The sequence below is a fragment of the Oleiphilus sp. HI0117 genome, from assembly GCF_001635235.1.
This window is the reverse complement of the sequence record NZ_LWGA01000764.1, coordinates 1-9,940: the sequence shown is the minus strand read 5'-3', so window position 1 is coordinate 9,940 and position 9,940 is coordinate 1. Positions and strand designations below refer to the sequence as shown.

Annotated in this window: 8 protein-coding genes; all 8 read right to left on the bottom strand. The window is 44.3% G+C overall.

The genetic code is table 11. The annotated features are described in order from the left end of the window. The coding region (locus A3757_RS12295) for an SPFH domain-containing protein (RefSeq protein ID WP_255374985.1) at positions 1-348 on the bottom strand (348 nt) is incomplete at its 3' end. After that, positions 349-1,521 (bottom strand): FtsH protease activity modulator HflK, encoded by a 1,173-nt coding sequence (hflK, locus tag A3757_RS12290; RefSeq protein ID WP_068633366.1) that lies wholly within the window; start codon positions 1,519-1,521, stop codon positions 349-351. A 242-nt stretch (positions 1,522-1,763) separates the two neighbouring features. Next, on the bottom strand, positions 1,764-3,890 hold the full coding sequence (locus A3757_RS12285; protein WP_068514975.1) for a hypothetical protein: 2,127 nt from the start codon (positions 3,888-3,890) through the stop codon (positions 1,764-1,766). 238 nt (positions 3,891-4,128) lie between these two features. Continuing rightward, positions 4,129-5,424 (bottom strand): ribosome rescue GTPase HflX, encoded by a 1,296-nt coding sequence (gene hflX, locus A3757_RS12280; RefSeq protein ID WP_068514973.1) that lies wholly within the window; start codon positions 5,422-5,424, stop codon positions 4,129-4,131. 76 nt (positions 5,425-5,500) lie between these two features. Beyond that, entirely contained in the window at positions 5,501-5,737 is a 237-nt protein-coding gene (gene hfq / locus A3757_RS12275) for an RNA chaperone Hfq (RefSeq protein WP_068514970.1), read from the bottom strand. An 82-nt stretch (positions 5,738-5,819) separates the two neighbouring features. Next, the gene (gene miaA, locus A3757_RS12270) at positions 5,820-6,773 is read right to left on the bottom strand and encodes a tRNA (adenosine(37)-N6)-dimethylallyltransferase MiaA (RefSeq protein ID WP_068514967.1); all 954 of its coding nucleotides are present in this window, start codon (positions 6,771-6,773) and stop codon (positions 5,820-5,822) included. Positions 6,774-6,806: 33 nt separating this feature from the next. Then, entirely contained in the window at positions 6,807-8,699 is a 1,893-nt protein-coding gene (gene mutL / locus A3757_RS12265) for a DNA mismatch repair endonuclease MutL (protein WP_068514965.1), read from the bottom strand. A 35-nt stretch (positions 8,700-8,734) separates the two neighbouring features. Continuing rightward, positions 8,735-9,940 (bottom strand): N-acetylmuramoyl-L-alanine amidase (locus tag A3757_RS12260; protein ID WP_068739704.1); only part of this gene is annotated, 1,206 nt, incomplete at its 5' end.

Sequence of the window (9,940 nt, the reverse complement as noted above, 5' to 3'; positions counted from 1 at the left end):
CGCCAACAAGGTCGTGGCTTGCCAACGATTACCCGCTGTTGCCTTGTAATAAGCTTTAACATCGACAATCTTCCACTTAATGAAAGAGTCAACGATTACAAATTTCTTACCCACGGTAAGAAAACGTGCTGGCTGTGCATCTAAGGTTAGAAGACGCGCATCAAACAAACGAACATTCTGAAAGAAAGGCATCTTGAAGTGCACACCTGGCTGAATGTTTGTTTCAACGATTTCACCAAACTGAAGCTTGATACCCACTTCTCGCTCATCTACTACATAAATCGATGCAGATAGAACAACGACAACAACCAGTAATGAAATCAAAGATAATAATGAAGACTTAGACATTTATCTGCTCTCCCTGGATGTACGGTTGTTTCTTGAACGAAGCTCCTCAATAACTTGGTCTGCAATATCTGACACAGACTGATCTACGCTATCATCATTTGATAGACTAACAGAGCGGTTAGACATTAGCTTATCCAAAGGCAAATACATCATATTGTTGCCGCCTTCTACATCCACCAAGACTTTACTGCTATTGCTGTATACCGATGAGATTGCGTCAAGATATAAACGGTCTCTGGTAACTTCTGGCGCTTTTTTATATTCAACAAGTAACTTCTTAAAACGATCAGCCTCACCTTGTGCCTGAGAGATAACCTGCTCTTTATATGCGTTCGCTTCTTCTAACATTCGCTGAGACTTACCACGCGCTTCGGGAACAACGGTGTTGGCATAAGCCTCTGCTTCGTTTACATAACGCTCTTTATCCAGATTAGCCTTTTGAACATCATCAAAGGCTGACTGAACAGCAGCAGGTGCACGCGCTTCTTTAACGTTAACAATACTAACGTTAACACCCGTGTCGTAGGAATCCATAAAGCTTTGCAGACGCGTTCGCGCATTTTCTGCAAGCACAGCACGGCCAGCCGTTAGAATTGGGTTCAAATCTGTACTACCCACTTCATGCCGTAATGCTGATTCAGCAGCATGTTGTAAACTACGCTCTGGATCTTCAACGCGTAAAGCAAATGCTACTGGGTCCGATACCGTATACTGAACGTTTAGTTCAACCTGAACCACGTTCTCATCCTGAGTCAGCATTTCTTGCTTCAACTCGGCATTTCGAACATTAGTTACGTTTACAGGAATGACCTTCTCGACAACAGGAATCACAAAGCGTAAGCCCGGGTCCAAGGTTCGGTTGTACTTACCTAATTGAAGGACAACGCCTCTTTCCTGCTCATCAATGGTATAAAATGACTTAAAGCCTAAAAAGATGACCAGCGCAATCAATGCCAAAATAAATACACCACCAGCACCCTGGCTTGAACCGCCAGAAGAGCCACCAGTTTTTTTCGGGCCTGAACCAAACAAGCCATTCAGCTTATCCATCAGTTGTTTTAAAGCTTCATCGAGATCAGGTGGCCCTTGATTATTGCCGCCTTTATTCCCTCGATTATTAGAACCCCAAGGGTCGTTATCATTACGATTACCACCCGGCTCATTCCAGGCCATAGAAGACTCCGTTACATTTTTTAGATTAGTTTCATGAAAGATTCTTACGAATCAAAGTATTGTGACTTAATTGCCCACAAGTGTGGTTAATGAGGGCAAAGTCTTAGTTTACAAGAGGCACATAGTATTGTGCTTGGAGACGGACAGCAAGCGGTTTTTATGGTGGGCGTTTATCAGACATAAAAATGGGCAAGCTTATGCTTCCCCATTAAGGATTTAGATCTAACTATTAAATAAGAAACCTAGTGAAGGAAAGAGATAAAACGTTCTTCAATCACCCCATCTGCGCGTGTTACAGCGACTTTTAATGTACCGAAGCTAGTAGCAGGGTCATCATCTGCCTCTACTATAATCATGTTAGTAAACGGAATCGGATTACCGTCAGAATCTACTGGACACTGATTAGGAATTACAATATTTTGGCCCGTTACAATCTCACCATCCTCAACACTTACTGCTACAGTAGTGCCATTTGCAGGCATTAGCCCTTTACCATCAGTAATTGTAACTAGAACTCCTGCGGCGCCCGCTGAAGCATCCAGAACCCCACCACCTAAGTTATCAGAAATTACGACATCATCTTCAGACATACAGATCGTAGCTACACGTCTTACATCGACTAGCGACTCACAATGATACGGAGAATTAGGGTCATCAGGATCCGAAGGTTCTTCAGCTGCCTCAGTACAACTTGCCCCCTGATAAAATCCCGGATTAGTCTTAGTGTCGTATACCTGATTATTGTTAAAATCTGAGTAGAACTCATTATCATCACGCACACCATTATAGTTAACATCGATATAAGCTTCGTCCAGTTCGACATCTATGACTTCACCTAAATCATATTGACCATTCAAGTTCGCATCAATAAATGACTCCTCTCCAGTCGTACGTGCCATAATATGCACTAAACCGTTATCGGGACGCGGATTCGAACTTGTCCAATCAACTGAACAAAAGCCACTATCTAATTCACAGGAACCCACTATCTGACCACCGGTTGTCACAAAAGAAACCTGAGTACCATCTCTAGCCTCATTATTAAAGCGGTCACCTGCGCGCACAGTCATTCGAGAAGTTGTTCCAGAAATATCCCAACCACGAGGGTTAAAGGTCTCTACAGATAAAGTAAAGCTGTCTTGGTCAGGAAGTCCACCCAGAACGGCAATTGAATCAGATGTCGTAGTTGTCGTTGCAGTTGAACCATCCTCATACTCAACAGTTACCGTTGCAATGATTGCCACACTAATGTTAACGCCACCAGCAGTAAGCTGTACTGAAGTATTACCCTCTTCATCCGTTACCGAAGAATAAGTCGATAAGCCATTAGGGAAAGTAATCCCCCCCACATTCGTTGACAGAGAATATTCAATTGTTTCACCTGCCATCGGCTCGCCCGTCGCATCGTTCAAACTGAAGGTAACGGTTGTAACCTCTGGGTGAGCACTTGAGCCACTGCCTTTCAACGCGATGGTTGAAGGATCAGCCGATACAAAAGCTAATTCACCTAGTATTTGCTCTGCTACGTTAATATTTGCTGTAGCTGAGGTCCCATCACTTAGTGTAGCGGTAATGACATCAGGCCCTTCACAGGTATTCGCAGTATACGTTGCAACCGCGGTACCTGTCGTTGTATTAACCGAAGATGAAATATCCGACTTGCCTTGCTGCACACAATTTGAAGTAAAGCTAACCGACACGGAACTAGAGGTAAATAGAGTATTACCGTTGGTATCAACAATATTGACCGACACAACCGTGTCGCCACCATAGGTTAGATCAACACCGTCAGTTAGCGTTGTCATTTCACCCGATACAAAAGAATCGCCAGAACTTCTACCCAAACCTAAACTAGAGATATCAATTGTTACGGATGCAGTTGAGGTATTACCTTCATCATCAGTTGTCGTTGCTGTTATCGTATCCGAACCAGTACAAGATGTGGCAGTATAATTTACGGTCGCCACACCTGCAGAACTTAACGCTGATTCACCAATTGTCGCCAATCCTTGTGTCGCACAAGCTGAACTAAAGCTCACTGAGGTTGGCGTTGCTAATAATTCATTATCCCTACCTGCATTAACTACATTGACAGATATCGTCGTACTAGCACCGTAAGAAAGCACCTCACCGTCAGCCAAACCGGTTACCATTGCACCAGCATCAAAACTATTACCTGAACCAGAACCTAACCTCTCGTCCACGTCAGCAGTCGGTGATGTATCCGTCCCGGAATCGGTTTCAGTAGTTTCAGTACCACTTGAATCATCTGGGTTACCATTACCCACACCAAAACCGTCACTTCCGCTACATGCACTTAGCAAAAGCGCCATGCTCAGCGATGAAACCACTGATTTATTAAGAAACATATCTTATCCTCAATTTGGCAATGCCTAAAATATCAATATCTTACGATGAATTCCTAGAAAAGAAGTTCGCTATCCATAAAACATAGCACAGCTTTTTATTTTTAACAGAAGTACTTACATAACTTAGTGTAAGTTTTTTTGAGAAATGTAATTTTCTGACTTGACGCACATTTGGCTGCACGTTTTCAGTCAAATGCGTGACATTTTAGTGCCTTTTATCGGGCTGGATAGCTTGTGATTACAAGTTAGTGATATCTAAATCAGATTCATTAACTTCAGCTTGGCGAAGCAGTCTTTCGTAATCGAGGCGCTGTAAGCGAATCTCTAGAACTAGCCCGCCTTCTTCATCATAGCTTTCATCCTGCACGACCGATGCAGCATAAAACAAGGCTCTTAGTTTTCCACCTTTAGAAGGGTCAAGTTTAATTTTCTGATGAACTATTTCATCACCAAGAATTTCAATAATCGCTTGATTAAGCAGATCTACACCAGCACCCGTATAAGCAGACACCCATACTCGCTGCGGCACACCGTCTTCATCTCTATCTATTCTCGGCTCACGACCGTCTAATAGATCTAGCTTATTATAAACCTTTAAAGTCGGAACCTTATCCGCACCAATCTCCTTAAGAACATGCTCCACCTGCTCAATATTATCCATGCGACCTTCATCATGACAATCAATGACATGCAAAAGAAGCGTAGCGTTGCAGGTTTCTTCAAGCGTTGCCCGGAAGGCATCTACCAATTTATGCGGGAGATGTCTAATAAAACCAACGGTATCAACCAAAATAGCGTTGCCGATATCCGGCAGGTTCAACTTTCTTAAAGTCGGGTCCAAGGTTGCAAACAGCTGGTCGGCAGCATAAACATCCGCTTCAGTGACTCGATTGAATAAAGTAGATTTACCAGCATTGGTATAACCAACCAAGGATACTGTTGGTATTTCTGCACGGGTGCGTGCTCTACGACCTTGGTCACGCTGTTTACGAACTTTCTCCAGACGTGAGGTAATAGTCTTGATACGACCGCGAAGTAAACGTCTATCACTTTCTAACTGAGTCTCACCCGGCCCTCGTAAACCGATACCACCCTTTTGACGCTCCAAGTGGGTCCAGCCGCGAATCAATCTCGTCGACATATATTCTAACTGAGCAAGTTCGACCTGCAGCTTACCTTCGTGAGTTCTCGCCCGCTGAGCAAAGATATCCAAAATGATACCTGTACGGTCGATAATTCTACACTCCAGGGCCGCTTCAAGATTTCGCTGCTGACTTGGTGACAAAGCATGATTAAACAGCACAACATCTGCCTCACCATGCTCTAACTCGAACTGTATTTCTTCCAGCTTACCCTTACCAACAAAGTGCCGGGCATCCGGCTTATCTCTAGAGCCAGTAATGACTGCTAGCGTTTCAACCCCAGCAGAAGACACTAACTCCTTGAATTCATCAGGGTCTTCACGTTCTTTTTCAGAGTTAAAATCAATATGAACCAGTATAGCCAGCTCACCGGAGTCGGGACGGTCAAACACGTTTAATTACTACTCCGGCGGGCAAAAAAGCTAAGCGACGATAAAAGTCTGATAGTGGGGATAGAGTCAAGATAGACTATGACTCTTGTTCTTCAGGTGTTGCAACGCGAACATTACGTGCAGGTACAACCGTTGAAATAGCGTGCTTATACACCATTTGGCTAACAGTGTTTTTAAGTAAAATGACAAACTGGTCAAATGACTCAATCTGGCCTTGTAGCTTAATGCCGTTAACAAGAAATATTGAAACAGGAATTCGCTCTTTACGAAGTGCATTCAAATATGGATCTTGAAGAGAGTGACCCTTAGACATTTTATTATCTCCTAGTATTTTTTTAATAAATCTATTTTATTCCATTTAACGCATTTTTTTCATTTTTTATGTGAGATGCGTCTTAATATTTAGCATTTTCAATTATTTCTCGCGCTTTAGCCAGCACTTTTACATCATTCGTCTCTAATTGGTGCAAATTTGGCCAAGACCTCAACCAAGTTAGCTGCCTTTTAGCGAGTTGTCGAGTTGCAATAACCCCCCTTTCTCGCATTTCATCTTTCGTTAACTTGCCATCTAGGTAATCCCAAACCTGCCTATAGCCAACACAACGCATTGAAGGCATATCTGCTGTCACCTCTCCAGAGTGGTAAAACCCTTCAACCTCTTCGATAAAACCACTCTTCAACATAATATCAAAGCGTAGAGCAATACGTTGATGCAGCTCGGAACGATCACTCGGTGCAATTGAGAGGTTAATGAATTCATAGGGGGCTGGCGGAATTGCGCCACTCTCTGATTGACTTTGCTGATCCTGCCAAAACTGAGTCAGCGTCTTTCCTGTTACCCGAAAAACCTCCAAAGCTCTTTGAAGACGCTGGGAATCAGTTGGTTTTAGGCGCGCGGCAGATTCGGGGTCGACTAGCGCCAGCTGCTCATGAACATAAGGCCAGCCATGCTTTTCAGCATCAAGAGATATCGCTGCGCGAACCTTGTCATCAGCACAAGGCAAGGATGCGATACCATTCTGCAAAACTTTGTAGTACATCATCGTACCGCCCACCAATAAAGGTGTGCGTCCACGACTTGTTATTTCCTGCATCTCTCTTAGCGCATCATCATAAAACCGAGCTACCGAATAACTGTCTTTAGCAGCAATAATATCAATCAGTCGGTGTGGAGCGCGCGCCAACAATTCTTTTTCGGGTTTTGCCGTACCGATATCCATGCCTCGATATATCAAGGCAGAGTCCACACTGATAATGTCGCAAGCTAAGGTTTCATGAAGAGAGACTGCCAGGTCTGTCTTACCCGCCGCTGTCGGCCCCATTAGACAAATTGCACTAGGCAAGCTCATTGATAAAGCCTTAAAGAAGGTATTCGCAACATCTTAACGCCCCCGCAGAAATAACTTATCCAGCTCACCCATAGACAGTGCGGTCCAGGTTGGGCGGCCATGGTTACACTGACCACTGCGCTCAGTTTCTTCCATATCTCTCAGCAAAGCGTTCATCTCCGGTATCGTCAACGATCGATTGGCCCTTACCGAACCATGACAAGCCATAGTCGACATCAACTCATTCGCTTTTGCCTCTAGCTGGTCGGAGTATCCGTGCGTAATCATATCACTCAACAAGTCTCTTACTAGCTGATCAACATTCACCTGCTGAAGTATCACTGGCACCTGACGAATAACGATACTTTCCGGACCAGACCGTTCTAGGCCCAAACCAAATTTCTGTAAGTCCCCGGCACATTCTTCAGCAACAGAAGCCTCTCGTTGACTTAGAGAGATATTCATCGGCACAAGCAGGGGCTGAGCCTTGATTCCATCACTATAAAAATCATTTTTCATTCGCTCATAAGTAATCCGCTCATGAGCTGCGTGCATATCTACAACAATCAAACCACTACTATTCTGAGCGAGAATATAAATCCCATGAAGCTGAGCAATAGCAAAACCTAATGGGTGTTCACGCCCATCAACAGCTTCTTGCTGCTGACCAAGGTTCTGATCAGGGTGAAGGGCTTTATATTGAGATAGAACCTCCGAAACACCCTGGCCAGATGTTTGCAACATTGATGGCGAAGCACTTCCCACACCTTGGCCAGCGCCAGTCACCGCACTACTAACTCCCTGGACTCCCAAAGACATTGCTGACTGAGAACCATAACTCGGCGTAAAAGCACTAGCCTGAGCTTGAAGCGAAGTACTTGCCTGAATATTTGACAAGTCGCGATTCGGTGCCGAACCATCTTCAGGAGCGGCCAATTCTTCTGGTCGAATATCCGCAAGCGCCTTATGAAGACTTCTGAATATAAAATCGTGAACTAAGCGCCCATCCCTAAAACGAACCTCATGCTTGGTCGGATGAACATTGACATCAACCAGCGCAGGATCAAGCTCTAGATACAAAACAAAGGCAGGGTGACGCCCATGATATAAGACATCACGATAAGCCTGCTTTACAGCATGACTCACCAAACGATCCCTGATAACACGACCATTAACGTAAAAGTACTGCAAGTCAGCCTGACTTCTTGAGAAGGTTGGTTTAGCTACCCAGCCCCATAACTTAAGCCCCGTTGCCTCCACATCAATATCAACCGCATTCTCCATAAAGGGTTTGCCACATAAGGCAGCGATACGCAGTTGTTTTTCCTTGATCGTCGGCGCTGGACGCAGACTATGCACAACTTTCTGATTGTGAACCAACTCAAAACTTACTTCAAAACGGCTCAACGCTTGCCGTTTGAGCACTTCTTCTAAATGATTGAATTCAGTCTTTTCTGTCCGCAAAAACTTTCTTCGAGCAGGCGTATTAAAAAACAAGTCTCTAACATCGACACTTGTCCCTCGATTATGAGCAACAGGACTTAATCGGGCTTCCATATCTCGCCCCTCAGTAACCGCTTGCCAACCCTGCTCTGCATTGTCTGTTTTTGAACTAAGAGCTAAACGGGAAACCGAACTAATACTTGCTAAGGCTTCCCCCCTAAACCCTAAGGTCGCGACGGTTTCCAGATCATCCAGGGATTCAATTTTACTGGTAGCGTGACGACTTAAGGATAGAGGTAAATCATCTTTGCCCATGCCTTCACCGTCATCACGAACTAAAATTCGCTTAACACCGCCTTGCTCAACCTGGACCAATATTTTGCGTCCACCCGCATCCAAGGCGTTTTCTAATAATTCTTTTACAACAGAAGCAGGACGCTCCACCACTTCACCTGCAGCTATCTGGTTTGCTAGGCGCGCGGATAGCTTATGAATTTTACTCATAGAAGAAATCTGAAAATCTAATCAAAAACGGAAGCTTACGAGGAAGGTAGCGACAAGCGTTGACCAACCCATACATTATCAGAGCGAAGCCGATTCAAACGACGAAGCTCTGTAAGCGATACATCATTGCGCATCGCAATATGGGAAAGGGTATCACCTTTTCGAACAACATACTTCTTGAAATTCGTGGCTTTTGATTTAGTGCTTTGAGCAACACTTTGGTTCACTACACTATTGCCACCCTTATTCCATGCCAATAGCGTTCCCGGAGGTGGCGCGTCATTAAAGTAAGCGAGAATTCCGCCCTTTATCGCCTTGGCCATTTTCCGCTGATACTTTGACGACTTTAATCTCTTGGACTCTGCCGGATTTGAAATAAATCCTGTCTCAACCAATATTGATGGAATATCTGGTGACTTCAACACCACAAAACCTGCCTGCTGAACCGAACGCTTATGCAAACGAGCAACATTGCCCATGGAGCTTAATACCTTACTACCTACGCCTAAACTCGCTTTTAAACTTGCCGTGGAAGAAAGGTCCAAGAGTACGCTCGCTAGAACGTCATCCTTGTCTTCCAAACTTACACCACCCACGCCGCCTATTAAATCGGCAGAATTCTCTTTTTGCGCTAACCAACGAGCTGTCTCACTGGTCGCGCCACGGTTTGACAAGGCAAAAACTGATGCACCGTGTGCCTGGGCTTTCTTAAATGCATCAGCATGAATAGACACTAACAAGTCAGTATTATGCTTTCTGGCAATCCGGGTACGCTTGCGCAAACCAATATAATAATCCCGCTCTCTGGTCAGGTAAGCTTTAAAGCCTTTTTGAGCATTAATCTGCTTTCTCAATTCTTTAGCAATTGCCAACACGACATCTTTTTCTTTTATACGATTCGGGCCGATGGCACCCGGGTCTTCCCCACCATGCCCTGGATCTATAACAACGATAATGTCTCGTTTCTGACCCGCAGGCACTTTCTTAACAACATTCTTGCGCGCTTCATTTAGCTTTTTTGTTTTCGTATATAAATCAACAACCAGACGATTTCCGTACTTCTGATTTGGCTTTAGCAAAAAGCTTTTCGTTTCAGCCTCTTCTTTTAAGTCCAATACAACCCTAAGATCATCTTTATTTCTACGTGCACTGCGCACTCCGGAAATAGGCGTACCTTTGAGATTCAAACTATCAAACTTAAGCGCCTTATCAGCATCATTAATATCCAAAACCAAACGCGA

Excerpts from the sequence above, each read along its gene's own strand:
- hflK (WP_068633366.1), bottom strand. The coding sequence starts at position 1,521 with ATGGCCTGGAATGAGCCGGGTGGTAATCGTAATGATAACGACCCTTGG.
- A3757_RS12285 (WP_068514975.1), bottom strand. The coding sequence starts at position 3,890 with ATGTTTCTTAATAAATCAGTGGTTTCATCGCTGAGCATGGCGCTTTTG.
- hfq (WP_068514970.1), bottom strand. The coding sequence starts at position 5,737 with ATGTCTAAGGGTCACTCTCTTCAAGATCCATATTTGAATGCACTTCGT.
- miaA (WP_068514967.1), bottom strand. The coding sequence starts at position 6,773 with ATGAGCTTGCCTAGTGCAATTTGTCTAATGGGGCCGACAGCGGCGGGT.
- mutL (WP_068514965.1), bottom strand. The coding sequence starts at position 8,699 with ATGAGTAAAATTCATAAGCTATCCGCGCGCCTAGCAAACCAGATAGCT.